This window comes from Oleiphilus messinensis, from assembly GCF_002162375.1.
In the GTDB taxonomy this organism is placed as follows: Bacteria; Pseudomonadota; Gammaproteobacteria; order Pseudomonadales; family Oleiphilaceae; genus Oleiphilus; species Oleiphilus messinensis.
The window spans coordinates 864491-889958 of record NZ_CP021425.1; the positions used below are offsets into that span (position 1 = coordinate 864491).

General features: G+C 48.8%; 23 protein-coding genes. 17 read left to right on the plus strand and 6 right to left on the minus strand.

Annotated features, from left to right (window positions below):
* The first annotated feature begins 7 nt into the window (after positions 1-7).
* Positions 8-1369: a DNA repair protein RadA gene (radA, locus tag OLMES_RS03900; protein ID WP_087460050.1), complete on the plus strand. Its 1362-nt coding sequence runs from the start codon at positions 8-10 to the stop codon at positions 1367-1369.
* 27 nt (positions 1370-1396) lie between these two features.
* Here radA and OLMES_RS03905 read toward each other — a convergent pair whose 3' ends face one another.
* Together OLMES_RS03905 and ettA are read right to left on the minus strand one after the other, a co-directional pair.
* Positions 1397-1801 carry a PilZ domain-containing protein gene (locus OLMES_RS03905; RefSeq protein WP_087460051.1) on the minus strand — a complete coding sequence of 135 codons (405 nt, stop codon included), beginning with the start codon at positions 1799-1801 and terminating at the stop codon, positions 1397-1399.
* Positions 1802-1973: 172 nt separating this feature from the next.
* Entirely contained in the window at positions 1974-3635 is a 1662-nt protein-coding gene (ettA, locus tag OLMES_RS03910; protein WP_087460052.1) for an energy-dependent translational throttle protein EttA, read from the minus strand.
* Positions 3636-3939: 304 nt separating this feature from the next.
* Between ettA and OLMES_RS03915 the strand changes: the two genes are divergently transcribed.
* Positions 3940-7056 carry a bifunctional diguanylate cyclase/phosphodiesterase gene (locus tag OLMES_RS03915; protein ID WP_087460053.1) on the plus strand — a complete coding sequence of 1039 codons (3117 nt, stop codon included), beginning with the start codon at positions 3940-3942 and terminating at the stop codon, positions 7054-7056.
* Positions 7057-7330: 274 nt separating this feature from the next.
* On the opposite strand, the gene OLMES_RS03920 is transcribed toward OLMES_RS03915, so the two are convergent.
* Positions 7331-8680: an IS1380 family transposase gene (locus tag OLMES_RS03920; protein ID WP_087459351.1), complete on the minus strand. Its 1350-nt coding sequence runs from the start codon at positions 8678-8680 to the stop codon at positions 7331-7333.
* Between the two features lie 274 nt (positions 8681-8954).
* On the opposite strand from OLMES_RS03920, the gene glyA reads away from it, so the two are divergent.
* The 8 genes from glyA to thiL all read left to right on the plus strand — a co-directional run bounded on the left by glyA (position 8955) and on the right by thiL (position 16047).
* Entirely contained in the window at positions 8955-10208 is a 1254-nt protein-coding gene (glyA, locus tag OLMES_RS03925; RefSeq protein ID WP_087460054.1) for a serine hydroxymethyltransferase, read from the plus strand.
* Between the two features lie 140 nt (positions 10209-10348).
* The gene (gene nrdR, locus OLMES_RS03930) at positions 10349-10825 is read left to right on the plus strand and encodes a transcriptional regulator NrdR (RefSeq protein WP_087460055.1); all 477 of its coding nucleotides are present in this window, start codon (positions 10349-10351) and stop codon (positions 10823-10825) included.
* A gap of 112 nt (positions 10826-10937) precedes the next feature.
* Positions 10938-12032 (plus strand): bifunctional diaminohydroxyphosphoribosylaminopyrimidine deaminase/5-amino-6-(5-phosphoribosylamino)uracil reductase RibD, encoded by a 1095-nt coding sequence (gene ribD, locus OLMES_RS03935; protein ID WP_269767740.1) that lies wholly within the window; start codon positions 10938-10940, stop codon positions 12030-12032.
* Positions 12032-12736 (plus strand): riboflavin synthase, encoded by a 705-nt coding sequence (locus tag OLMES_RS03940; RefSeq protein WP_087460057.1) that lies wholly within the window; start codon positions 12032-12034, stop codon positions 12734-12736. The genes ribD and OLMES_RS03940 overlap by 1 nt, the downstream gene beginning before the upstream one ends.
* A gap of 45 nt (positions 12737-12781) precedes the next feature.
* On the plus strand, positions 12782-13897 hold the full coding sequence (gene ribBA / locus OLMES_RS03945) for a bifunctional 3,4-dihydroxy-2-butanone-4-phosphate synthase/GTP cyclohydrolase II (RefSeq protein WP_087460058.1): 1116 nt from the start codon (positions 12782-12784) through the stop codon (positions 13895-13897).
* A 157-nt stretch (positions 13898-14054) separates the two neighbouring features.
* Positions 14055-14531: a 6,7-dimethyl-8-ribityllumazine synthase gene (gene ribH / locus OLMES_RS03950; RefSeq protein WP_087460059.1), complete on the plus strand. Its 477-nt coding sequence runs from the start codon at positions 14055-14057 to the stop codon at positions 14529-14531.
* A complete protein-coding gene (gene nusB / locus OLMES_RS03955) occupies positions 14532-14993 on the plus strand; it encodes a transcription antitermination factor NusB (RefSeq protein WP_087460060.1) in 462 nt (153 codons plus the stop codon).
* Positions 14994-15024: 31 nt separating this feature from the next.
* Entirely contained in the window at positions 15025-16047 is a 1023-nt protein-coding gene (gene thiL / locus OLMES_RS03960) for a thiamine-phosphate kinase (RefSeq protein ID WP_087460061.1), read from the plus strand.
* A 106-nt stretch (positions 16048-16153) separates the two neighbouring features.
* Here thiL and OLMES_RS03965 read toward each other — a convergent pair whose 3' ends face one another.
* A complete protein-coding gene (locus tag OLMES_RS03965) occupies positions 16154-16360 on the minus strand; it encodes a DUF6316 family protein (RefSeq protein ID WP_087460062.1) in 207 nt (68 codons plus the stop codon).
* 372 nt (positions 16361-16732) lie between these two features.
* Here OLMES_RS03965 and OLMES_RS03970 point away from each other — a divergent pair, with 372 nt between their 5' ends.
* The 3 genes from OLMES_RS03970 to amrA all read left to right on the plus strand — a co-directional run bounded on the left by OLMES_RS03970 (position 16733) and on the right by amrA (position 18986).
* Positions 16733-17467, plus strand: a complete 735-nt coding sequence (locus tag OLMES_RS03970; RefSeq protein ID WP_087460063.1) for a YccT family protein — start codon at positions 16733-16735, stop codon at positions 17465-17467.
* Positions 17468-17644: 177 nt separating this feature from the next.
* The gene (amrB, locus tag OLMES_RS03975) at positions 17645-18418 is read left to right on the plus strand and encodes an AmmeMemoRadiSam system protein B (RefSeq protein ID WP_087460064.1); all 774 of its coding nucleotides are present in this window, start codon (positions 17645-17647) and stop codon (positions 18416-18418) included.
* Positions 18405-18986, plus strand: a complete 582-nt coding sequence (gene amrA / locus OLMES_RS03980) for an AmmeMemoRadiSam system protein A (protein ID WP_157678129.1) — start codon at positions 18405-18407, stop codon at positions 18984-18986. Before amrB ends, amrA begins: the two co-directional genes overlap by 14 nt.
* Before the next feature lie 65 nt (positions 18987-19051).
* Here the strand turns inward: amrA and OLMES_RS03985 are convergent, their stop codons facing one another.
* Positions 19052-20656, minus strand: coding sequence for a WS/DGAT/MGAT family O-acyltransferase (locus OLMES_RS03985; RefSeq protein WP_087460066.1), 1605 nt, complete (start codon positions 20654-20656; stop codon positions 19052-19054).
* 152 nt (positions 20657-20808) lie between these two features.
* A complete protein-coding gene (locus tag OLMES_RS03990; protein WP_087460067.1) occupies positions 20809-21777 on the minus strand; it encodes a polyprenyl synthetase family protein in 969 nt (322 codons plus the stop codon).
* Between the two features lie 410 nt (positions 21778-22187).
* Between OLMES_RS03990 and rplU the strand changes: the two genes are divergently transcribed.
* The 4 genes from rplU to proB all read left to right on the plus strand — a co-directional run bounded on the left by rplU (position 22188) and on the right by proB (position 25324).
* On the plus strand, positions 22188-22502 hold the full coding sequence (gene rplU / locus OLMES_RS03995) for a 50S ribosomal protein L21 (RefSeq protein ID WP_087460068.1): 315 nt from the start codon (positions 22188-22190) through the stop codon (positions 22500-22502).
* Positions 22503-22531: 29 nt separating this feature from the next.
* On the plus strand, positions 22532-22789 hold the full coding sequence (gene rpmA / locus OLMES_RS04000) for a 50S ribosomal protein L27 (RefSeq protein WP_087460069.1): 258 nt from the start codon (positions 22532-22534) through the stop codon (positions 22787-22789).
* A 135-nt stretch (positions 22790-22924) separates the two neighbouring features.
* Positions 22925-24130 carry an Obg family GTPase CgtA gene (gene cgtA, locus OLMES_RS04005; RefSeq protein ID WP_087460070.1) on the plus strand — a complete coding sequence of 402 codons (1206 nt, stop codon included), beginning with the start codon at positions 22925-22927 and terminating at the stop codon, positions 24128-24130.
* Positions 24131-24172: 42 nt separating this feature from the next.
* The gene (proB, locus tag OLMES_RS04010; protein WP_087460071.1) at positions 24173-25324 is read left to right on the plus strand and encodes a glutamate 5-kinase; all 1152 of its coding nucleotides are present in this window, start codon (positions 24173-24175) and stop codon (positions 25322-25324) included.
* The last annotated feature ends 144 nt before the right edge of the window (positions 25325-25468 follow it).

A 25468-nucleotide genomic window follows, 5' to 3' on the forward strand; every position in this document is an offset into this window, starting at 1 on the left:
GTTTGCAATGGCGAAAACTAAAACGGCATATGTGTGCACTGAATGCGGTGCGGACCATTCCAAATGGCAAGGGCAGTGTGTTGCCTGTGGTGAGTGGAATACACTCAAAGAGCTGAAGCTGGAATCGAGATCCAGTGCTGCGCGAACCGAGCGGCTTTCGGGGTATGCCGGTGCGCAATCCCGAATTGAGTCTCTCAGTGATATCAGTTTGCAGGAGTCGCCTCGCAAATCCACCGGAATGAACGAATTGGATCGTGTATTAGGTGGCGGGCTCGTCGCCGGGGCTGCGATTTTGCTGGGTGGGCAGCCTGGAGCGGGGAAAAGTACTCTGTTGTTGCAGATCATGAGCTATTTCAGTCAACAGAGTACTGTCTTGTATGTTACGGGTGAAGAGTCGCTTCAGCAGGTCGCGATGCGGGCTTCCCGGCTGGGTATCCAGGCTGGTCAGATGAAAATGCTCACCGAAACAAATGTGGAAACGATTGTTTCTGTCGCACGAGACCTGAATCCTGCAGTTGTTGTCGTGGATAGTATTCAAGTCATGTACCGAGACGGGGTAGAGTCGGCCCCAGGTAGTGTGTCCCAGGTTCGGGAAAGTGCGGCATTTCTAACCCAATTTGCAAAACAGACTGGCACTGTTTTGTGGTTGGTTGGTCATGTTACCAAAGATGGTTCGCTTGCCGGGCCCAAAGTCCTGGAACATATGATTGATTGTTCGCTCATGCTTGAGGGTGAGCAACACAGTCGATTTCGGACTCTGCGTGGGGTAAAAAATCGCTTTGGCGCGGTTAACGAACTCGGTATATTCGCGATGCTGGAATCGGGTTTGAAAGAAGTGAAAAACCCCAGTGCTATCTTTCTGAGTCGTACCGAAGAACCGTTACCTGGCAGTGTGGTTACGGTTCTCTGGGAAGGTACCCGTCCTTTATTGGTCGAAATTCAGGCTTTGGCGGACGAATCATTCGCCCAACCCCGTCGAGTGGCAGTGGGGCTGGATCAAAACCGTCTGGTGATGCTACTGGCTGTTCTGCACCGGCACGGTGGTTTGAATATGGGTGATCAGGATGTTTTTGCCAATGTTGTTGGTGGTGTTAAAGTTTCCGAAACCAGTGCTGATTTAGCGGTGGTGTGTTCTGTCATATCGACCTTCAGAGATCAGGCGTTACCCAAGGGCTTGGTGGTTTTTGGCGAGATTGGTTTGTCTGGAGAGATTCGTCCGGTAGCAAATGGGCAAGAGCGTGTTCTGGAGGCACAGAAGCACGGTTTTACGAAAGCGATTGTGCCGAAATCAAATGTTCCCAGAACGCCGCCAGAAGGAATGGAAGTTGTTGCGGTATCCAGATTAAGTGAAGTGCTTGATCATATTTAACCACTGATCGCCGTGCCTGTTTCTATTTTACTCAGCTGGGGGCAAATGCGCGTGGGCATCGATCAGGGCTGAGAGTTCGCGTTCTATCAAACTTGGGTCGCCTACATTAAGTTCAATCAGCCGTTTCAAGTGCGTTATGCTATCCAAGTCGATGTATTTGCAAAAAAAGCCCAGTTGATTTTGATGTTTGTGGGCCAGTTCGACAGACATGATGATTGCGGTACTGCTCTCGTTATTCAGGTGGATAACGGCCTCAAAAGCATTGCTTTCATCGCCGGTCCAGTCTTCAGGAATTGCCGTTAAAAGCCCCTTCAGTGAAATATCCAGAACCTGAGTTATCCAGTTGTCATCCCCTTGGTGCAATGTGCAGTTTGCATCGAAATCGATGCGTTTGAAATGTCTGCGCTCATCTGATTGATTACTTTGTGTCATGCAAGGGCCTCGCGTGAACAATTTTAGGGGATGTCTATTAAAAGAATAATAGTCGCCCTCATGGGTTTGTCATGCAATAAGGCTACGAACTATTGAATTTTACGTGCCGAGTAATGAAGAAAGCATCGATTATTTCACGCTAACCGATGCTTCCCAAGCGGAGCTTGCGCGATTACGCCAGTTTTTTGTACTTCATTCGGGTTGGGGCTTTTGCGGATTCGCCTTTACGGGCTGTGAAATCTTCATCATATTCGGAGAAGTTGCCTTCAAACCAGACAACTTCACTATCCCCTTCAAACGCCAGAATATGGGTGGCAATTCGGTCGAGGAACCAACGATCGTGCGAAATTACGATTGCGCAGCCAGGGAATGCCAGAATAGCTTCCTCCAGTGCTCGTAGTGTTTCAACGTCGAGGTCATTGGTAGGCTCGTCGAGCAACAGAACATTGCCGCCATCTTTTAACAGTTTGGCTAAGTGCAAGCGGTTACGTTCACCGCCGGAAAGATCACCGACCCGTTTTTGCTGATCTGTGCCTTTAAAGTTGAAACGCCCGCAATAGGCTCGTGATGGTGTCTGATAATTGCCGACCTGAATGATATCTTGGCCATCGCTCAGTTCTTCCCATACGGTTTTACTGCCATCCAGATCCCGCATTTGGTCAACATACGACAGTTTCACAGTCTCCCCGACAACAACACTGCCACTGTCTGGTTGTTCAACACCGGCGAAGAGCTTGAACAGCGTCGATTTACCTGCGCCGTTACCACCAATTACACCCACGATACTTCCGGGTGGTACCGTGAAGGATAGGTTCTCATACAATAGTTTGTCATCAAACTTTTTCGAAATACCCTGTACGTCAATGACATTGTCCCCCAGCCTTGGTCCGGGTGGAATATAGAGTTCCATGGTTTCATTGCGTTTCTGGAAGTCTTGCGAATTCAACTCATCGAAGCGAGCCAGTCGGGCTTTGCTTTTTGCATGGCGGCCTTTCGGGTTGCTGCGTACCCATTCCAATTCGGATTTGATGGTGCGTTGCCGTGCCGCCTCCTGCTTTTCTTCCAGTGCCAGGCGTTTTTCTTTCGCTTCCAGCCATGCGGAATAGTTTCCTTCATACGGAATACCGTGTCCGCGGTCCAACTCAAGTATCCAGCCTGCGACATTGTCCAGGAAGTAGCGATCATGGGTGATGGCGACCACAGTTCCAGTGTAATCGTGTAGGAAGCGCTCCAGCCAGGCTACACTTTCTGCATCCAGGTGGTTGGTAGGCTCGTCCAGAAGTAACATGTCCGGCTTTGAAAGCAGCAGCCGACAGAGTGCGACTCGGCGACGCTCACCCCCGGAAAGTTTTGAAACATCCGCTTCCCAAGGCGGGAGGCGTAACGCATCTGCCGCGACTTCGAGTGTTCTTTCGAGGTTGTGCGCATCGGCAGCTTGAATAATGCTTTCCAGTTTGGCCTGCTCTGCTGCTAACGCATCAAAATCTGCATCAGGTTCTGCATAAGCAGCATAAACCTCGTCGAGACGCGTCATTGCGTTTTTTATTTCCGAGAGGCCGTCCTCAACGTTGCCTCGGACATCTTTCTCCGGGTCGAGTTGGGGTTCCTGAGGAAGGTAGCCAACATTAATACCGGGCTGAGGGCGTGCTTCACCAACGATATCCTGGTCAACCCCGGCCATAATTTTCAACAATGTTGATTTACCCGAACCATTTAAGCCGAGCACCCCAATTTTGGCCCCGGGAAAAAAGGACAGGGATATGTCTTTTAAAATCTCCCTTTTTGGGGGGACAATCTTGCCCACCCGATTCATTGTATAGACGTATTGAGCCATAAACGTAAAAACCTGTTAATTTGTCGATTTTAAGCAGTCGAAAGAGACATCGATCACTCAATCACTCTGATTCGCTGATAAAATGGGCCAGCAATTTGGCATTAGTGTCATCTATCTGCATGACCTGAGTAATTTTGGATTATCTGTGGACTGTTGATGATTTGTTGCGCGTGCTTGCGATAATTAGACCTCTAATGGTAAACCAGAGTGCACGGGAAAGAAATTTTTTGTCGAAAATCGGATTATAAAAACAACCTGTGGCAATGGGGCGTGAGATGGTGTTGAGTTCGGGAAAACGTGGGTGATGGTGCCATTATTTGATATTGCGGCCGTTGTTCTGGTGCTGGGTGGCGGTCTGGGTTTATTTTTCTTCCGATATATTAATCGCTCCCGTGACCGGCGAACGGCCTACGGTTTGCGTCGCCGGTATGAAACGCTATACAACGCTGCTGCGTCTGCGCTTTGGGTCGTTGACTTGTCCGCCCTGCATAATAAATTCCTCGGTCACGGTGTGCGTGACTTGCCTTCCCTTGAAAAGTTCCTCGCCCGTGTTGATGAACGTGAACTCAACCTTCAAGGCCTGATTCGAGTACGTGAAGTGAACTGGGCTTCCGTTGAGCTTTTTGTTGCGCGTAATAAAAGCGCCCTGCTCAAGCACATTAATCAGGTATGTCTGCAACAAAGTTTGCCGGTTACCGCCCTTAATTCCCGTGGCGTTCGTGAGGGCGTTTGGAATCTCGATTTTGAAATTGTTTTGCCTGATTGCGGGGGGCATGATATTGCTTTGTGGGTGAATGCGGCATTGCCCCTGTTTCAATCCGGTTTTGATGACGTTCTGGTGACGTTGATTGATATCACCGACCGGCAACGGATGGCGAAGCGGTTGGTGGAGACAGAGGGTTTCTGGAAACATATCGTGGAATCGGTTCCAGATCTGGTTTATGTCAATGATCAAGAGAAGAAACAGATTCGGTACGCTAACCGCGAAGTCGGTGAGATGTTAGGCTATTCGTCGGATGATATCCATGACTTTGATCGGGGCTACTGGAGTCAATTGGTCCATCCAGATGATAAGCAAACGATGCAACAGGCGACTCACAAAGCCGCCAATCTTGAACCGGGCGAGATTCTTGAGACTCGATTCAGGATGCGTCATCGAAACGGGCAATGGCGTTGGATGTATTTCCGTAACCGCGTTTTTGAGCAAACCGAAGCAGGGGGTGTGAAGTCCTATTTAGGCTTGGGGCGTGATATTACCGCAGAGTATGAAGCGAAACGACAGATTGAAGAGCGAGAAGAGCACTATCGCTTGTTGGCTGAAAACATGGCGGACGTCGTGTGGACCACGGACCGAAATTTCCAGATTCGTTACATCAGCCCCTCTGTGACGCGTGTATTTGGTTACAGTCCCCAAGAAGTGATTGGTACCAAGATTTTTGATTTATTCTCAGACGACCAGATTGATGTCTTCCGGGCCGAGATTCGTCAACACATTCGCCGACATCGTTCTCAAGTCGACAGAGAGAACGCATTTATCGCAAAAGATGTATATTCCCTGGAAATGGAGGCGCAGTGTAAATCCGGGCGCGCGATAACCATTGAATTGAGTTTGTCTTTTCTTGTGGACACTTTTGGGAAAATACAAGGTGTTACAGGGACATGTCGTGATATCTCATCCCGTTGTCGGGCGGAAAATGATTTGCGTATGGCGGCAGGTGTTTTCGAAAACAGCACAGAAGCGATCATCATCGCCAATTCCAATGGGGAAATAATTCAGGTCAACCGAGCATTTTCAGGCATTACTGGTTATGCACCAACGGAAGTAGAAGGTCGATCCATTCCTGCCGTCTTAGGGATCCGAAATCGACATCAGATTGACGACCTCTGGTGGCATCTCGATGAGCATGGCTTCTGGCAGAGGGATATTGCACTTATTCGACGTGGTGGTAATCCATTCCCTGCTTGGATGGGGATGACTGCAATCCATGATGATCGTGAAAAACTGGTTAGCTATATTGCTATTTTTAGTGATGTGTCAGAGCGTAAAGCCAATGAGGAGGCGATTCACCGGCTGGCGTTTTACGATGAGTTAACAGGACTCGCCAATCGAACGCTGATGTCACAGGAGATCAACCGTTGTGTTGAGCGTAGTCAACGTGGCGACTTCATGTTTGCTTTACTTTACCTTGATCTCGACCGTTTTAAGCCTGTGAATGATTCATTGGGTCATGCTGCTGGCGATACATTGTTGCAGGATGTGGCGGGTCGTTTGCGGCAATGTGTGCGGGATGGTGACCTGGTATCCCGTATGGGAGGGGATGAGTTTACGATTTTATTGGGTGTTACCTCCGAGAATGAAGGCAAAGCCCGACGCGCAGCGATCCATGTTGCTCGAAAGGTGTTAGCTGGATTTGAGCTGCCGTTCAGTCTAATGGGACGCGAAATTTTCATCAGTGCAAGCATTGGGATCGCCGTTGCTGGTCGAGATGGGGTGATCGGCTCCGAGCTCTTAAAAAATGCAGATACAGCAATGTACTATGCCAAAGGTAAGGGCCGGAATAACTACCAGTTTTACATGAGTGATATGAACTCGCGCGCGATGGAGCGCCTAGAGCTCGAAAATGATTTGCGGCGTGCAATTGAACAACATCAGCTCAAGCTGGAGTACCAACCGCAAATTAGCGCCAAGTCCGGGGCTGCGGTTGGCATGGAGGCATTGCTTCGCTGGGACCATCCGGAAAAGGGTCGATTGATGCCGGCGCAATTTATTACAATTGCGGAAGAGAGTGGTGTCATTATATCGATTGGTCGCTGGGTGATTCAGGAAGCCTGTCAGCAATTGGTTCAGTGGCGCAAGGACGGTGTGGCAATCGAGCGTGTCGCCGTAAATCTCTCTGCGATACAGCTCAATGACGACGTAAACTTGGTCGACATTGTGTCCCAAGCCTTGCAAAAAACACGTATTGACCCAGGTATGCTAGAGCTTGAAATTACCGAATCGATGATGATGGAGAATGTGGATTCGGTGATGCAGGTCTTGCGGCGTCTCAAGGCGCTGGGCGTGCGAATCTCTGTCGATGATTTTGGTACGGGGTATTCGTCGTTGAGCTATTTACGCCAGTTTCCCCTTGATACACTGAAGATCGATAAAAGCTTTATCAGAACGCTACCCGGTGGCGAAAATGATGAGCAAATCGTCAGAGCGATTGTGGCTATTGCTCATAGTTTAAAACTGGGAGTTATCGCCGAAGGGGTTGAAAATGAAGCTCAGCAGGAGCTGCTTACTCTTTTGGGGTGTGAGGAAGTGCAGGGCTTTTTATTTGGACGTGCGCTTCCACCTGATAATGTTTTGGACTGGTTTGAGCAAACCGAACTGACAAACACTTCTTCTCTTTCGAAAAGCGTATCAGCGCTGCATTGACCTTCCGTTTGCCTGGATTTACGGTAGATCGTCAAATAATCTATCCTAAATCCTGCAATCTATATGTCTGAATCGATTCGATACGACTATAGCGACATTTAGTGTCGATGGATCACCATTTTGCACACCATGCAACTGAAACAAGCGTAATTCACTTGATTGGACTGTTTAAATTATAATCATCTCTATCGTCAACCGGAGCAACAGGCCAAAGTCTGCCTGACTCCAAATCTGGAATTTGCTTAGTCGAAGAATTTAAGTATAGGTATTTTGGTCAATGAATAAACGACAGCTTTAACCAGTCAGCCCACGGAGTTGGGTGAAGATGGTTGCTCGGAACGTTGACCTTAAGCTGATTCCCACCACGCAAGAGTTGTCCAGCAGTACGTACCAGAAAAGTTCGGATAGTTTGAATTTCCCATCGTTTCAATTCGTCATTATCGCTCAGTAGTGCCATCCAGCGTACCGTGTTATACGCCAGCACAGCGCATTGGAAAATTAATGAGCTGGCCATGAAATCATGGCTCTTGATTTGCGCCAGCCCCATTTGGTTCTTAGCTTCATCCAACCAGGTTTCACAAGTTGCGCGCTTTCCGTATGTCGTGTGTGCTTGCCAAGGAGACAACCGCTCTGTGGTTACGTAGCAGAAGTAGTCGTAAACGGGCTCATTCAGCAAGGCTTGTTGAGGGCCTTTGGTGATGAGAGCAGTTTTACGCCGCACAGCAACAAAGCGACGTGACCGCTCCCATTGACCGCATTGATGGAAAAAGTCACACTGTTCCCAATCGGTATGACCCGGTACTCGTTGCCAAGCTTGCTTGTCCAACAAAGCGGCAAGGCCTTTGAGTTTCACTTTAATCAGGTAACCATGGCGAGCCTGATCCAGCCAGTCCATGAGCTCTCCAACAAAGAATCCTGAATCACCTCGGAATAGCAGCCGCATTTTGGGTGGCATCTGCGCAGAAAGTTGCTGCATGAAGCCTACAATGCCGTTGCTGGTGTAGGTGCTGCCACTGCGCAACCATGCTTGCAAAATTTCTTTGGTGTGGCTGCAAAAGGCAACCAGTGGATGATAAGAATTAGAGCCTTTTTTCGTTGGGTTGTAGCCTTTTTCAGCACCTTCCTGTTGACCGTAAACGGTTTTGACAGTCGAGTCCACATCAATCCAGCCTCGATAGAGGGTTCCGGGCAACCAAGTACCGGACTTCAATGCTCTATGCCAAATTCCCTGACGCAAGGTGTGATTAATCTGTTCGAGCTGGGTGACATGCTTGAGCTTTCCACGACGGAAAATACGACCCAATGTACTGTCATCTGGAATCGATAGCCACCCCCCCACTTCACGCAGCACCTGATCTGCCCACACAGAAACCACCTTCCTGAGCGAAGTGGCACCGGCGATGATGCCGATAATCGTTAGGTAGATTGAGTCGCCCAAGCTGTAACGAGCCGTGTTGCCGCGTTGCAAATCAAGATGCTTCTGGCAAGCCTCGGTAAAACCGATGTGATCGAGGAAATGCATGGCAGGGATAATGCCAGCTTGACTAGTCAGCTTTTTTCCGGTGTGTTGATAGCGAATTTTTGCGGCTGGTTTTTTGGCACTTTTATGGGTATTCTTGATCATGAAAAAGGTGACTCTGATGTGCTTGGTTGTTTGATGATAACCAATTGAATCAAATCGCCTTTTTCTTTTCAAGTACAATGTTGTTTGCAGAATTTAGGTCTATGATGATTTGATTGATTTAGGGTAAAATAGCGCGTTTTACGAGAAGACTCCGTTCAATTTCTGGAAATCAGTGCTGTTGTGGCGGTGTTTCAGAAATTCTGATCAATGTTTTTCCGGGTTAGGCCGCTCGTAAAGTTGGTATCCAAAGTAATGGTGAAGGTAGATTCGACTAATGTTTACGCACGATATGAAAATTGCCGGTTTTGATGATGATGTCTGGAATGCAATTCAAGCCGAAGCGAAGCGCCAGGAAGAGCATATTGAATTGATTGCTTCAGAAAACTATACCAGCCCGCGCGTCATGGAGGCGCAAGGTTCTGTTCTGACCAATAAATATGCAGAAGGGTACCCTGGCAAGCGCTATTATGGCGGTTGTGAGCATGTTGACGTTGTTGAACAACTGGCGATTGATCGAGCGAAAGCATTATTTGGTGCTGATTATGCGAATGTCCAGCCACATTCGGGGTCGCAAGCAAATGCCGCAGTATATATGGCATTGTGCAAACCGGGCGACGTTGTACTGGGTATGAGCCTGGCCCATGGTGGCCACTTGACTCACGGTGCTTCTGTGAGCTTCTCGGGTCGTATCTACAAAGCTGTGCAGTATGGTTTGAACCCGGAAACCGGCGAAATTGATTACGAAGAAGTTGCGAGCCTGGCGCGTGAACACAAGCCAAAAATGATCGTTGCGGGCTTTTCTGCATATTCCCGTGTAATTGATTGGCAAAAATTCCGTGACATTGCCGATGAAGTTGGCGCTTACTTGATGGTTGATATGGCGCACATCGCAGGATTGGTTGCCGCAGGTGAATATCCCAACCCGGTTAAAATTGCCGATGTGACGACCACAACCACCCATAAAACCCTGGGGGGGCCTCGTGGTGGCTTGATTCTGGCCAAGTCGAATGAAGATCTGGAGAAAAAACTTAACTTTGCAGTTTTCCCCGAAAGCCAGGGTGGCCCTTTGATGCACGTTATTGCTGCTAAGGCAATTTGCTTCAAAGAAGCCATGACAGATGAATTTAAATCCTACCAGGCTCAAGTTGTCAAAAATGCCCAAGCGATGGTTAAAGTCTTTATGGATCGAGGCTTCGACATTGTATCCAAAGGTACAGACGACCACCTCTTTCTCGTTGACCTGATCAGCAAAGATATTACCGGTAAAGATGCTGATGCGGCACTGGGGCGTGCGAACATCACGGTGAATAAGAATGCGGTACCGAATGATCCGCGGTCACCATTTGTGACCAGTGGTCTGAGAATCGGTACCCCTGCAGTTACCCGTCGTGGCTTTAAAGAAGCAGAAGTCGCAGATTTGGCAGGCTGGATGTGTGATGTTCTGGACGATATCTCAAACGATGCCACTATTGCCTCAGTTCAAGAGAAAGTAAAAGCGATTTGTGCTCAGTATCCTGTGTACAAATAATCTCAAACTGCGTTGCGCTGGCCGTTATGTCAAAAACCTGAAATCGGTGTCTGAAAGCGGCCAGCTTTCAACTTTTTTAGCTTGATTCAAATGAGTGGGCGTGCTGTGCGTCCCGGATCTGATCAATAAGTGAGAAGATTATGCATTGTCCCTTTTGTGGAGCTGCCGAGACTAAAGTGATCGATTCCCGTTTGGTGGCGGAAGGCGATCAAGTGCGGCGACGTCGGGAATGCTTATCCTGCAAAGAGCGCTTCACGACTTACGAATCTGCAGAATTGCTCATGCCACGGGTCATCAAGCAAGACGGTACCCGGCAACCATTTGATGATCAGAAGCTCCGGTCTGGAATCACGAAAGCGCTTGAGAAGCGGCCGGTTAGTGTTGAAGAAATCGAATCGGCGATAAACGCGATAAAGTATCGTCTCAGAGCTACGGGTGAACGTGAAATCAAGTCTATCAATATCGGCGAAGAAGTCATGTGTGAACTTCGTCGTCTGGATCAGGTTGCTTATGTGCGCTTTGCTTCAGTTTACCGTAGTTTTCAGGATATCAATGAGTTCCGTGAAGAAATCGACCGGCTCGCGAACAACGGTGCAACGCCAACCACTTCTGCTTAGTTTACACCCGGGGTACTGCTAAATTCGGCGTTAATGCTGCAACGGACCCAGCAAGTTACTCAGTATTGAAGTTTGAAATACTCAATCTAAAAACGGGAAATTTCGCAATATTTTGAATACGACTTCTATCTCTACTCACGCCAGGTTTATGGCCAGGGCGATTCGCCTGGCTGAGCAAGGGTTATTTACAACAGACCCAAATCCGAGAGTGGGTTGCGTCATTGTGCAAAACGGTGCCATTGTTGGTGAAGGCTGGCATAAAGTAGCGGGTTGCGGCCATGCGGAGGTCAATGCATTAAACGCTGCCAGCGAATCGGTTCAGGGGGCGGATGTGTATGTTACGCTTGAACCCTGTAGTCATTTTGGACGTACCCCTCCCTGTGCAAAAGCCCTTATTGATGCTGGTGTAGGCCGGGTCTTTGTCGCGATGCAGGATCCAAATCCGCTGGTTTCTGGACGAGGCATAACCATGTTGCGAGAGGCGGGTATTGCCGTCGAAGTCGGTCTTTTGGAAGCTGAGGCTGGAAACTTGAATCCGGGCTTCATCAAACGAATGCAAACAGGTAGACCTTTAGTCCGTCTAAAAGTCGCGGTCAGTGTTGATGGTCGAACCGCTATGGCATCTGGCGAGAGTCAGTGGATTACCGGATCGGATGCGAGAGCGGATGTGCAGCGCCTGCGTGCCCGAAGTTCGGCAATCGTAACCGGTTCAGGGACGGTTAAAACGGATAATCCGGCCCTTACCGTGCGCTTTGGTGGCAGTCCGGAAGATTTTCGGCAACCCATTCGTGTTATCCTGTCCTCCCGTCTTGACTTGAGTTCTGACGCGGCAATATTTCAGCAGCCTGGACGAACAGTTGTTGCGACATCTAAACTATCGGAACAGTTCGCCTCGGCGTTACCGGATGGTAGTGAGTTAGCGTTATTGCCCAATTTAGAGCCCGATACCGTGATCCAATGGTTGGCGGGCCAGCAATGTAACGAAGTGCTGGTCGAGTCCGGGCCACTGGTAGCCGGGAGCTTCATTAAGGCCGGTTGTGTCGATGAGTATTGGCTCTACATGGCACCAAAGCTTTTAGGGAGCGATGCGAGGCCCATGCATGTTATGGGCTTGCAGACCATGGCGGAAGCGATACCGCTCAAGCTGCAGGATGTTCGAGCAATTGGTGATGATATTCGTTTGATTTATCGACCGGAGGGCGCGTAATGTTTACGGGGATAATTGAGGCGCTTGGTACCATCAGGCATTTGAAACCAGGGCCGGGCGGTGATCTTGAAATTGGTGTTTTTTCCGAGCAACTGGATTTTTCTGACGTCAGGTTAGGAGACAGCATCGCGGTTAATGGCGTATGTCTCACGGTGACGCGTCTGGCGGGTAAAACGTTCTATGCGGATGTTTCGGTAGAAACCATCAAGCACAGTCTGTTTGCAACAATGGTGGTTGGTACAAAAGTCAATCTGGAGAAAGCCCTGACGCTCAGCACTCGTCTGGGGGGCCACATCGTGAGTGGTCATGTTGATGGCGTTGGTGAAGTAACCCAACGCAGAAGTGAGGGTAGTGCGATTCGCTTTGCAATCGCAGCGCCGAACAGTGTGATGCGATATATAGCGGAAAAGGGCTCAATTACGGTAGACGGTACCAGTCTGACAGTTAACGCGACAACGGCCGATCATTTTTGGCTAAATATTGTGCCGCATACCGCTTCAGAAACTGTAATCAATGGTTATAAAGTCGGGTCTCGTGTGCATTTGGAGGTGGATATTCTCGCTCGGTATATTGAGCGCCTCCTACACTCTGAAGGCGGGGGCCAAGCATCGGATAAGGGGCAACTTACTGATCCGAAATCGAACAAACCTGATTCACAAACGATTTCCAAAGCTTTTCTCGCGACCCATGGCTTCCTCCGCTGAGGGGGCGCATTTCATGAGATTAAGCACTGCATTAAAGGTAATGTCATGGCGTTGAATACGATTGAAGAAATTATTGAAGACATTCGTCAGGGTAAGATGGTTATTCTGATGGATGATGAAGATCGCGAAAATGAAGGTGATCTGATTATCGCGGCAGAGCAGATTCGGCCCGAAGATATAAATTTCATGGTCAAGCACGCTCGTGGTCTGGTGTGCTTGACGCTGACCCGCGAGCGATGCCAGTTTCTTGGTTTGGGGCCAATGGTGCAAGCCAATAATTCCCAGTTTTCAACTGCGTTTACGCAATCAATTGAAGCGGCGGACGGGGTTACAACCGGGATCTCTGCGGCAGACCGTGCTCATACCGTTAGAGTCGCTGTGGGTCGAAATTCGCAGCCTGAGGATATTGTTCAGCCAGGCCATATCTTCCCAATTATGGCGCAACCAGGCGGCGTACTCAGTCGAGCAGGTCACACTGAAGCGGGTTGTGATCTGGCAAGGCTTGCAGGCTATGAACCCTCTTCGGTAATTGTCGAGATAATGAATGAAGATGGCTCTATGGCTCGACGGCCTGATTTGGAAGCATTTGCGGAAACCCACGGTTTAAAAATCGGTACCATTGCGGACCTTATTCATTATCGGGTGATGAATGAGTGCACCATTGAGAAAATGGAAGAGCATGAACTGGAGACTGAATATGGTACTTTCCGTTTCACGGACTATAAAGATACCATCCAGGGGTTCAATCACTTGGTATTGAGTATGGGGGATATTCAGGCTGATGACCCGGTGTTGGTAAGAGTGCATATTGCCGACACCTTTAGAGATTTATTGGGTGCTCGTCGCCCCGGAACGTCGAGTTGGCCGATCCATCGAGCCTTACAGAAAATTTCTGAAGAAGGTAAAGGGGTACTGGTGTTATTGAATGATGGTAATGCCAGCGGTGATATTGAGGACAGAATCAAAGATTATTTTTCTCCCGGAGCCAAGACCTCTGGTAGCGCCAGCACTTCAGCCTATTTGACCGTGGGTACGGGGTCTCAGATTTTGAGGGACGTCGGTGTTGGAAAAATGCGCTTGTTAAGTGCGCCTATGAAATTTACAGCATTGTCTGGTTTTGATCTGGAAGTCACAGAATACATTCCGTATGAATCTGATTGAATCTGCTTCAGCGGAATAGTTTAGCTTTAGTATTTTAGCGTTTTTATGGTCACCGAAAGGGGCGTGTTGTAGCACCGCGTAATCCGGAGTGTGTGGCTTGAATTGAAATAAAGCGGCTTGGCATTGTTTGAGCCATCCGATTTATCAGGAGTATTGAATGTCAAATATTAAAACGTATGAAGGCAATTTTGTGAATTGTCAGGGAAAATATGCCATTGTAGTTGGGCGGTTCAACAGTTTTGTGGTGGAAAGTCTTTTGGATGGTGCAATTGATACGTTGCGACGACATAACATTGCAGAAAGTGATATCGAACTCTATCGGGTTCCTGGTGCATTTGAGATACCTGTGGCGGTTAAAAAAATACTGGAAACAGAGAAGTATGATGCAGTTATCGCGTTGGGGGCTGTTATTCGTGGTGGAACGCCTCATTTTGAGTACGTGGCAGGGGAGTGCACTAAAGGATTGGGTCAACTGGCGTTGACCAGCGGTATTCCTGTGGTATTTGGTGTCCTGACTGTGGATACAATCGAGCAGGCAATCGAGCGTTCAGGCACGAAAGCTGGCAATAAAGGTGGTGAAGCTGCATTGTCAGCAATAGAAATGGTCAGTCTGTTCAATAGTATGGGCAAGTAAGTGAGCGAGTCAAAATCTGATAATCCAAAAAATGCCGTTGCTGCGCAACGGCGTAAAGCTCGAAGTCTGGCTTTACAGGCGCTATATCAATGGCAAATTGCTGGTGCTGCTGTCTATGAGATAGAAGCTGAGTTCGTCGTTGATAATGACATGTCGAAAGTGGATGTGGAATACTTCCGAGACTTGCTGCGAGGCGTGGTGAGTCGTGCCCCGGAATTGGACGAGCATTTTTGTGCACTGGTAAATCGGCCTGTGGAAAAGATTGACCCAATCGAAAAAGCGTTGCTTCGAATGGGGATTTACGAATTAAAATACCGGGTTGATGTACCCTATCGGGTTGTAATCAACGAGGCCATCGATCTGGCTAAAAAATTTGGTGGAACGGACGGCCACAAGTTCGTAAACGGGATTCTTGATAAAGTTGCGCCCCGGTTACGTTCAGCAGAGCGTGGAAAACGATAAATATTGTGTGGCTTAATGGTGTCTGGGATTAATGGCCAGTGAATTTGAACTGATTTATCAGTACTTTTCAGATCTTGGGCGATGTGCCCAAGATAAGGCTGACTGGATTGTTGCGGGTGTTGGGGATGATTGTGCCATTATCGCGTCGACTCCCGGATACGATTGGCTACATTCGGTAGATACTTTGGTGCAAGGTATCCACTTTCCTGAAGCAATATCGCCTGAGAGCCTCGCTCAACGGGCATTAGCTGTAAATCTTAGCGATTTGGCGGCTATGGGGGCCGAGCCTGTGGCGTTTACACTGGCATTGACTTTACCTGGCTGTGATGAAGGCTGGCTCCGGCAATTTGCTAGAGGTTTGCAGAATACATCCGCTGAGTATGGTATTCGTCTCATAGGCGGTGATACGACAAGAGGGCCGCTTTCCATCACTATTTCTGTAATGGGGGTTGTGCCAAGTGGCAGGGCTGTGCGCCGAAACGGCGCGAAGCCCGGAGATTGGGTGTGTGTGAGCGGACATTTGGGCGATGCTCAGGCAGGATTGGAGCTATTGCAGTCAAATCGGCTTGCCAAACGTAAAGATGAGCGTTATTTGCTCGATCGCTTCCATCAGCCCTCACCCAGGCTGTCTTTAGGGCGTAAATTGCGAGAGTTCGCATCCGCAGCGATTGATATTTCAGATGGTGTGGTCGCAGACTTGGGACATATTTGTCGTCAGTCCGAATGCGTTGCCGAGCTCTGGGCAGACGCTGTGCCACTGTCGCAGCCTTACACAAAATACTGTGCAGCCCAGGGGTACTCCAGCCTTGATCGTCTCACTCGTGCCTTAACTCATGGAGACGATTATGAACTGTGTTTCACGATCAGTGCAGATGCATGGCGTTTATGCACATCAGGAGCCGATAAGCTTTGGTTAAGTGAAGAAGGCTTGCCGGTAACGATAATCGGCAAAATACTGGCACCCGAGCCCTCGGGTACTGGTGTTTTGGTGCGAGTGCTGGATGAGAATGATGCCAACTTGTCGTTGTCATCAAGTGGGTATCAGCACTTTTGAGGCAGAGCTTGAATGCCGTGGGAGAGAATGGAAAAAGGGCTTGGTGTTGAGTTCAAGCCCTTGCGGATGATTTTGCCGTTGTTTGTTATAGCCTGTTGATTGTTTACTACTGATTGAAGCGGCTAGCGCCGGGAAGCATGTTTACAACATGCAAAAAGCGCTGCAGCCCGAGTTCGGCCCGAGTCCGGTCTGAGTAAGGGCCGCTATCAAAGCCTTCACGGGTCGAAAAATACCATTTACTGCCAACACAGAAAAACCTGCTGCTTCTGAACGGTATATCTCCCTTATCGCCTGCTCTGCGTTCTATTCCCACGAATGATCCCCTCTTTATCGAGCTTGTTGATAACATAACGTTCAAGCCTCACCTTTTTGTTGTTGTAAATGCGCTTTAGGGTACTGAGACGGATATCACAACGACCCATTTTACATTTGTTTATAAATTCAATATTGACAATTCTTGATTAATAAATCAACTAAAATCTATTTTCCTCAAGTTGTCCAAAAACGGAGCTTGAATAATCGCGTCCAGCACGGTAAAACGTTACCCTTTGCTTTCGCATCAGACGTTTGGGCTTGTCGGGCAGTATTAATTGTTATTGCTTGGACTCGAAAATTTAATGGTCGACATCCAAGTGTCATATTTGTCTACTAAAACGATTGAAAATTGAAATGAGGGTTTAGATTTATGCCGCATGTGCACAAGTTTTCTGCAGCGATGTTTTGTCTGATACTGTTAATCGTGAGCGGCTGCAGTTCGAATTACCCGGTTCGAGTCTATGACGGCCCAACGATTCCGGACGATCAGGTTGTGGTGTTGAAAGTACCCGAAGATATCAATGTAATTTCAATTGATGGACAAAAAATGACGTCATACCTGCTGGAGAATTTGTCTATTGATTATTATTTGAAACCCGGGCCTCATTCCGTCGTTTTTCAGTATTCTGGTATTTGGTCCGTGCCCAGTGTCGAGTCATCTGATGGCAAGGCGAATGTTGAACTGATTGAATCCGAATACGTACAACTTCAATTCAGTGCAAAGCCTGGCCAACATTATGTGTTACAACATGAAACCCCCCCGTCGCGTTCAAGTGCCCGAATATCTGCAACCAAGTTCAAGGCGTCAGTGGTTGACAGCAATGAGCGTTTAATAGCGACTTCAGGCAAGTATGTGGTACCGACTGTGTCGTCGGATGTCGTTGGTACTGAGGCGGTAACATTGGCTCATCAGGCTGGAGATGCGCAAATAGATGTTGCGTCAGCACAAGGCAAGACTAGTGAACAAGCTGTGCAGCAACCTCAGAGTACACAAGTAAAATTGCCGGTTTCAGAAAGCTTGCCCACTTTGGATGCGATGAAAGTATTGTGGCAGGGCGCCTCCAAAGAAGAGAAAAAGGCATTTTTGAAGTGGGCGTTTCAATAATTGATAGCCGTTATCCCGTATTCTAATCTGGCTTAAGCTTGATCAAGGTGGCTGTGCTATCATTGAAGGCACCTGTCCCTGTTGCAATCGTTTAAGAGCGGGTTGTCTTCAGGTTGAACTTAAAACGTCTTTCAGGTGAGCATACGTATGTGCTCACTGTGAAGGAAGGAGGTTCCCGTGAAAGTTCGGGCCGCAGCCGTATCGGGTCAATTTTATCCGGAAGACGCCGGAGAACTGCGGGGGCTGCTTGAGCAGTTGTTACGCCCCCCTTCGACAGCGGAAGCTGGTCGCTATCGAATAATTATTGCCCCCCATGCGGGATATATCTATTCCGGCGCGGTTGCCGCGGCTGCATATCGTGCACTAAATACGGAAAATGTAACGCGAGTTGCAATATTGGGCCCTTGTCACAGGGTGCCTGTGGCAGGTATGGCGGTGCCGGAATCGGGTGAGTTTGAAACGCCTTTGGGGCGAGTACCTGTCGATGCGGAAGGTGTTGATCTGCTGGTTCGTCACGGACTGGCGGAGCGGAATGACCTGGCCCATGAGTTTGAGCATAGCATCGAGGTTCAAATTCCCTTTCTGCAGTATGTGCTATCTGGGTTTTCAATCGTACCGGTTGTTGTTGGGGGCGCAGCGGTTCAGGTGGTCAGTCAGGCTTTGGAGCTTCTGTACAATTCACAGACCCTTCTCGTTGTCAGTTCGGATTTGAGTCATTTCTTGTCCTACCATAAAGCATGTCAGATCGATCAATCTACATCCGACAAAATTATTCATCAAGATTATTCGCTTTCGGGTGAAGAGGCCTGTGGTGCACGTGCGGTAAACGGGGTATCGGCATGGGCAAAGCGGTGTGGTTTTCATACTGAGTTGCTTGGTTTGGCAAACTCGGGGGACACCGCAGGAGATAAGTCTCGAGTTGTGGGGTATGGTGCTTATGGAATTGGATAAACTGATTGATACAGATCGGCGAACCATCTACGAATTAGCACAACAAAGCCTTTGGGTTTGTGTGCACGAGCGTCGTCGTTTGAGCGTGAACATCGGTGAGTTTTCAAAAGCATTGCAACTTATGGGCGCGAGCTTTGTTACTTTGAACAAAGGTAAAAATCTCAGGGGGTGTATTGGCACGCTTGAAGCACGAAAGCCACTGATTCAAGATGTTGCGGATCATGCCTATGCTGCCGCATGCCAGGATCCCAGATTTCCTCCGGTGACGGAAAATGAGCTACAGGATATTCTGGTGTCGGTCTCAGTGCTTTCACCGCCTGAGGATCTAGTTGTAGAGTCTTTAGCGATGCTGAAGCAAAAGCTGGAATCCGACAAGCCTGGTCTGATATTGCGTTATGGCCCCCATGGCGCAACCTACCTGCCATCCGTTTGGGAGCAGGTGGAGGATTCGAGCGATTTTATTGGCTCATTAATGCAGAAGGCGGGACTGCCATCTGACTTTTGGTCTGACCAAATTCTGTGGCAAACCTATCGGGTGAACTATATCCAGGCTCAAGACTTTAAGTGAAGCCGGGCGAGCAGGTGCCGCTGGAATAAGGACCGAGTGATTCGGTCCTTTTGGGGCCTATCGAGCTATTTCGATTTATTTGGCTTTGGCTTATCAGGTACCGAGGCATCGGATAGCGGATTCGAGTTATCGGATTTTGAAAAACTAAACAGATTTTGGAATAAAGAGAGCACGTCTAATATCAATGCAGAGCCCATGTCCACTAAAGATGAACTGGGTGGATTGTAAGGTTCATAGCTAGGAACGGTTAGTTGTTCCAAGCCGTCCGACGCCTCTTCGATTGCCAGTAGTGCGGCCTGGAAGTCCAAGAGAAGTTCATTTACATCGGGAATGAGTGTCGGACAAGTTGTCAGGCTGAACGTGATTTTTCCATTGTAGCTGATCGCGACAACACTCAGTCCCAGGCCATCAAATAGTGGAGAAGTGCCTATTTGATCGACAAGTTTACACCCGTTGAGATACAGTGGTGACTGTGGTCCCGGAATATTCGTTAGTGGAACATTGAATATGGGCTTGTGTTTTTGAGCGAGCAAGAATTCCGTGTAAATTCGTGCCGCCAAACCTGTCATGGTTGATGGTATGACATGAGTCAAGCGTTGCGCGGATATCGCCTGGCTGTATGTTTTGGAGATGACCGCGTTATCATGGATGCGGATCACACGCCAAGCCGGGTTGCTTTCATCTGTGGCCAGTGACAGCATCATGGCCGCAACGTTGCTGCCGGTTGGGCTTTGTAAATTGGTCGAGCGAATCGATATTGGGGTCATGGCGAGCAGTGCCGAATCCGGAAGCGCGTCCCGACGGCTTAAATAGCTTCGCAGTGCTTCGGCGCAAATGCCGCACACGACATCATTAATGGTTACATCATGGCCAATCGAAAATTTTAAGGCTTTTATCCGTTCCAGTGGAATATCGAAAAAGCCGATGCTGCGCTCATCACTTATCGCCGTGTTTATCGGGGTGGAAGGTGCGCTGAATAATGATGGCGGGAGATTAAGATTATTGAGTCGTTGCAATAATACTGAATAAAATGTTGAGGCAGCTGTTTCCTTAGCCATGTTTGCGAGTCTGAATGGCGTCTGTAGCGCACTACTGTAGGCGCTGCTCAGTAGGCGCATGGTAGATGGCAGGGGGTTGGGTTGCCACTGACTGGATGGCGTTACCGGTTTGGGTGTTGGTGAAAAGTCCAAAAGGGTACCCATAATGTCTTCACCACTAAATGCGTCAATCGCTGCATGGTGAATTTTCACAACCAGTGCGAAACTTTTGGCAGGCAGGTCGGGTATGGTTTCCAGACCATCCAGATACGTTACTTCCCAAAGCGGGCGATCTCGTTTTAGTGGTTTTTTTAGAATATCGCAGGCCAGTTGATTGAGTTTATCCCGAGAATCCGGCGCGTCCAGAGTGGTGTGCACCATATGTTTGCCGAGGTCAAATTCAGGATCATCCACCCAGTAAGGGTGATCCAGCTTTAATGGCACTTCAACCAGTCTCTTGCGGAAGAAGCTCGCCATATGCAGGCGGTCTTCAATGAATCGCTCAAACTCTTCGTAACTGAACGGTATTTCGCGTCCTGTGGCGTCAAATACGTACAAGCCCCCAATATGCATTGGGGAGTGGTCATTTTCCAGGTACAGGAAAGATGCATCTAATTCTGACAATTGCTGCATTAGTGATGACTCGCTTGGTAGTTCTGTTGAATACCGGACAAGCGCCGGTTATGAATAGTCAGGGTGTGTGTTGATAGGCACTGTAACAGGCCCCAGAAGATATGGCCATAGCCATGGAGCTATCGTAAATGGTTACGATAGCTCCTAACGTTTTAATAGCTGCGTTCTACTGCGATGCTGCAGAGCGATTCAAGCGCGGTTTTATAGGGCGTGTCGGGTAGTGAGTTCAAACAGTCTTTAGCTTTGCTTGAATGTTGCCTTGCCAGTGTGGCGGTATAATCAAGCGCCCCCGATTCTGTGACGGCAGCGAGTACATCCTCGATATCTTCCAGGCCACCTTTACGAATAACGCCTCGAATAAGCTCCTGTTGCGCGTGCGTGCCTTTTGCCATTGTATAGATGAGAGGGAGTGTCGGTTTACCTTCGGCCAGATCATCACCCACATTCTTACCCATCACACTTGCGTCGCCCCGGTAATCCAGTACGTCATCGATTAACTGAAACGCGAGCCCGAGGTGCAAGCCGTAGTCTCTAAGTGATTGTGTTTGGTTTTCGATGTGGCATAGTGCTGCGGCAGAATGAGATGCAGCCTGGAACAGCATTGCTGTTTTGCAGCGGATAACTTCCATGTAATGCGCTTCGGAAACATTTGGGTTTTTCACGTTCATCAGCTGTAAAACTTCGCCTTCAGCGATGACGTTGGTCGCATGGGCAAGTATTTTCATCACTTCCATGCTTTCGAGCTCCACCATCATCTGGAATGCTCTGGAGTAGAGAAAATCGCCGACCAATACGGAGGGTGCGTTACCCCATTTGGCATTGGCGGTAGACTTGCCGCGTCGCAGATCTGAGGCATCAACCACATCATCATGCAATAAAGTGGCGGTATGAAGAAATTCGATGATTGCTGCCAGTTTCAGTGCGTTTTTTTGAGTGTCGTAACCCAAAGCGTTGGCAATGAGAATCACGATCAGAGGACGCATTCGTTTGCCGCCGCTAGTCACGATATACTGCCCTATCTTTTCCACCATGGGGACATTGGACGAAAGTTGCGCGTTTATGAGGCTGTTTACACCCTCAAAATCTTCATTAACCAGTTCGTAGATTTGTGCTGCTTGCATTGGCTTATCAGTCAACTTTTATATCGGGAACGCAGAACCTGCGTAATCAAAGTAGGTAGCGCTGAAGGCCTCGAAAAATGTACAGGGGTTATTCAGTGTCTACACTCGGAGTTGGGATGCTATTGACTCACATCAGAGGTGTCAAGTAGAAGGCTTTGCAGCACGGCAAAGACAGAACCTGATCAGACAGGGCCCAATAAAAAAATTTGCATAAATTTTGACAGATTTGTAGAATACAGCGCCCTTAAACTCATCCACCTAGGGCTCCCTGTTATATGGTCGCGGAATCGCTTCCACTAGACGCAGGTTTTGTCATGCTGCAAGGCTGTCATTGGTCGTGATCGATGATGCATGGCTTCAGATTGTGCAAAGTGAGAGCTAGGATGGGTACGAAAGTCGGAGATCGATGAATGTACGCAGTAATTGTAAGCGGTGGCAAACAACACCGTGTGGAAGAAGGCGAAGTTCTCAAGCTTGAGAAAATTGAAGCTGAAACCGGAAAAACGATTGATTTTGATCGCGTGTTGATGGTGGTAAATGGGGAAGAAGTGAAAATTGGTGAGCCTGTTGTTGCGGGTGCCAAAGTCACTGCTGAGATCCTGGATCACGGTCGTCACAAGAAAGTTAAAATTGTTAAGTTCAAGCGACGTAAGCACCACATGAAGCAAATGGGGCATCGTCAATGGTACACTGAAGTCAAGATCACTGGTATCAACGCAGGTTGATCTCGGTCTAAAGAAGCAGGAGTAAACTAATGGCTCACAAAAAGGCAGGTGGTAGTACCCGTAACGGTCGTGACTCGGAGTCGAAACGCCTTGGTGTTAAACTCTTTGGTGGTCAACAGGTTCAAGCGGGCAATATTATTGTTCGTCAGCGTGGTACTCGCTTTCACGCTGGTGTAAACGTAGGCTGTGGTAAAGATCACACCTTGTTCGCAACCGCCAATGGCGTGTTGAAGTTCGAGGTTAAAGGCCCGAAAAACCGTAAGTATGTTAGTGTTGTTTCTGAGTAATCACGCTTACGGATTGAAAACCCCGCTTTAAGCGGGGTTTTTTCGTTTAGGGCTAGCGGTTTTTTCTGGTCAGACTTTTTCATGTTAAAGTTAAGGCCAGCTGATCAATGTTTGCGGTATCGAAATAGGTGATATATGAAGTTTGTCGATGAGGCCACGATTTATGTCGAAGCTGGGCGCGGCGGTAATGGGTGCTTGAGTTTCCGGCGTGAGAAGTATGTGCCCAAGGGAGGCCCTGATGGTGGTGACGGGGGTGATGGGGGTTCGGTTATTATCAAGGCGGACGACGGGCTGAACACACTTATCGATTATCGCTACAAACGCAAATTTCGAGCTCAATCCGGGCAACAGGGTAGTGGTCGAAACTGTACCGGTAAAAAAGGCGAAGATACCGTACTGCTTGTGCCTGTCGGAACGACGGTTGTTGATTTGGATACAGATGAGATTCTGGGGGATTTGACTGCGGTAGATCAGGAGTTGCTGGTTGCCCGTGGCGGTTTTCATGGTCTCGGCAATACCCGATTCAAGTCCAGTGTTAATCGTGCGCCGAGGCAAACTACGCCGGGTAAAGATGGCGAGTTTAGAAACTTGCGCCTTGAGATGAAGGTTTTGGCGGATGTGGGTCTACTCGGTATGCCTAATGCCGGTAAATCTACATTTATTCGTTCCGTATCTGCAGCCCGGCCAAAAGTGGCGGATTATCCTTTTACTACGCTGGTTCCAAACCTGGGGGTGGTGCGGGTTCAGTCTCACCGTAGTTTTGTTGTAGCAGATATACCGGGCTTGATTGAAGGTGCCTCGGAAGGGGCGGGGCTAGGCATTCGCTTTCTAAAGCATTTGGTGCGAACCCGGTTGATGTTGCATGTTGTCGATGTTGCACCCGCGGATGGAAGTGATCCTGTAGAGGCTGTGCGCAAAATTGCCAACGAACTGGAAAAGTTTAGTGATGTACTGGCAGAGCGGGAACGTTGGTTGGTGTTAAATAAGTTAGACCTGTGGCCTGAAGAAGAGCGCGCGGAGCGCGTTGAGCAGTTGGTGGAGGCTTTAGGCTGGCAGGGGCCGCTGTATCAGGTTTCAGCCCTCTCTGGAGAGGGGACTCAGCGTCTGTGCCAGGATATCATGCGTTGGTTGGAGGAAAAGGCTCAAGCCGAGGCTGAGGATGATGAATTGGCGGCTAGGGAGCAAGATCGTCGGCGGCAGCTTGATGAGGACGCGCGCCATCGTATTGAAGAAGAAAAAGAGGCCCGCAGGGCTCGTCGTCTTGCTGAAAAAGGTGATGAGTGGGATGAGGACGATGAAGATGAGGATGATGGCGAGGTGGAGGTTTTTTATGCGCCTTAGTCTTGTGCCAGGGCATGAAATGCCTGCGGTGGTTGGTTAGCAATGGCAGGTGAGTCGATTGTGGAGAGTGAATTGATTCGAGCGGAACTGTCCGGGGTTCAGAGGGTTGTCGTTAAAATCGGTAGTGCATTATTGACCAATGATGGCAAAGGGCTTGCTCTGGTCGCAATGTCGAGTTGGGTGAAGCAGCTTTCTGCCTTGCACCGGTCTGGGTGCGAAGTTATTTTGGTTTCCTCTGGTTCTGTTGCCGAGGGTATGAATCGATTGGGGTGGCGTGAAAGGCCCCACCATTTGCACGAGTTGCAAGCCGCTGCAGCAGTAGGGCAGATGGGGCTCATACAGGCTTACGAGGCTGAGTTCAAAAAGCACGGTTTGCATACGGCGCAAATTTTGTTGACCCACGATGATTTATCAGACCGGAAGCGTTACTTGAATGCGCGCAGCACATTGCGAGCATTGGTCGAGATGCAGGTTATTCCGATCGTGAACGAGAACGATACCGTTGTGACCGATGAAATTCGGTTTGGCGATAATGATACCCTGGGTGCGTTGGTTGCTAATTTGGTTGAAGCAGATGCATTGATTATTTTAACTGACCAGGATGGGCTTTTTGATCAAGATCCAAGGTCAAATCCCGATGCGCGTTTGGTTCCTGTTGCGGCTGCCTCGGATGGGCGGCTTGATGCAATGGTTGGGGGCCGCTCCGGGGCTTTGGGTCGTGGTGGTATGTTGACAAAGCTTCGGGCAGCAAGATTGGCAGCCCGGTCAGGCGCGGTTACCGTTATTGTTGGTGGGCGAATCGATGATGTTTTGTCCCGGCTGTTCGATGGGCAGATCTTGGGTACAATGTTGTTGCCAGACCAGGGGCGACAGGCTGCACGCAAGCAGTGGTTGGCCGGGCACTTGCAAATCAAGGGGCAGTTGGTTTTGGATGCTGGAGCGGTTGATGTGCTGCGTCGAAGTGGTCGAAGTTTGCTTTCGGTCGGGGTTAAATCCGTAACAGGCCAGTTTCTTCGGGGTGAAATTGTATCTTGCGTCAGTCAGCAAGGTGAAGAGGTGGCCCGGGGCTTGGTAAACTATAATTCTGATGATGTGCTTAAAATACTGGGTGTAACCACGGATGAGATAGAGCGATGTCTTGGCTTTGTGAATGAGCCGGAGTTGGTGCACAGGGATAATATGGTGCTAGTGTAGCAAGCGTAATTTGGCGTGGTGTTAAAGTCATGCCGGGTTTATCGTTGACCAGAAAATACGACACATAAAAAAAGCCGACAAAGTTCGGCTTTTTTTATGTGTCGTATTTTCTACACCGTATTTTCTGAGGCCTTAGTTTCTGGG